The sequence below is a fragment of the Lentilactobacillus kisonensis DSM 19906 = JCM 15041 genome (assembly GCF_001434135.1).
Taxonomy (GTDB): Bacteria; Bacillota; Bacilli; order Lactobacillales; family Lactobacillaceae; genus Lentilactobacillus; species Lentilactobacillus kisonensis.
In genome coordinates this window covers 1-568 of the sequence record NZ_AZEB01000092.1, presented here as the reverse complement: position 1 = coordinate 568, position 568 = coordinate 1, and the positions used below count along the sequence as shown (strand labels likewise).

Sequence of the window (568 nt, the reverse complement as noted above, 5' to 3'; positions counted from 1 at the left end):
TTTTTTGCCATTCTCATCTAAAATATATTGCTTTTTACTCTTGATTCCCCATGTTCCGTCTGGGTTAAATGGTCGGTTAGTTAACATCACATGTGCGTGCGGATTATCTTGGTGGTCGCGATGAATCGCTACATCAGCTACCATGCCTTGATCAACAAAATTTTCTTGCACGTATTTTGTCAATAATTCTTTCTGTTCATCTTCGCTGAGTTCAACTGGCAAAGCCACGTTAAACTCTTTCGCATACCGAGAATTTGCCTGCCGATCTTTTCTTTCTACTTCGTTCCATAATTTTTCTCGATCACTGGCCCATGCTGGTGCATTTTTAGGAGTTAAAATAAAACTCTCTGGCATGACTGACCGAGCATAGAAATAGTGGCGACCTTCTTGATCATCAAATAATTTTTCACCACTTCGATAAGCGACACTGGCAATCGCACTTCGTCCTTTCCCAGCACTAATATTACTAAAACTCATATGAAAAATTGCCATACTAGTCACCGTCTTTCTTTGGATCTATTGGTTGATTTTGTTGTCGCCAACGGCGACTTCTGATACAAGTCTTTGG

At 40.3% G+C, this 568-nt stretch carries 1 protein-coding gene; it reads right to left on the bottom strand.

Going from position 1 to position 568, the window contains the following annotated elements; genetic code table 11:
* Window positions 1–492: MobQ family relaxase (mobQ, locus tag FC98_RS13845; protein WP_162254976.1), on the bottom strand; the 492-nt coding region annotated here is incomplete at its 3' end.
* Window positions 493–568: the final 76 nt, after the last annotated feature.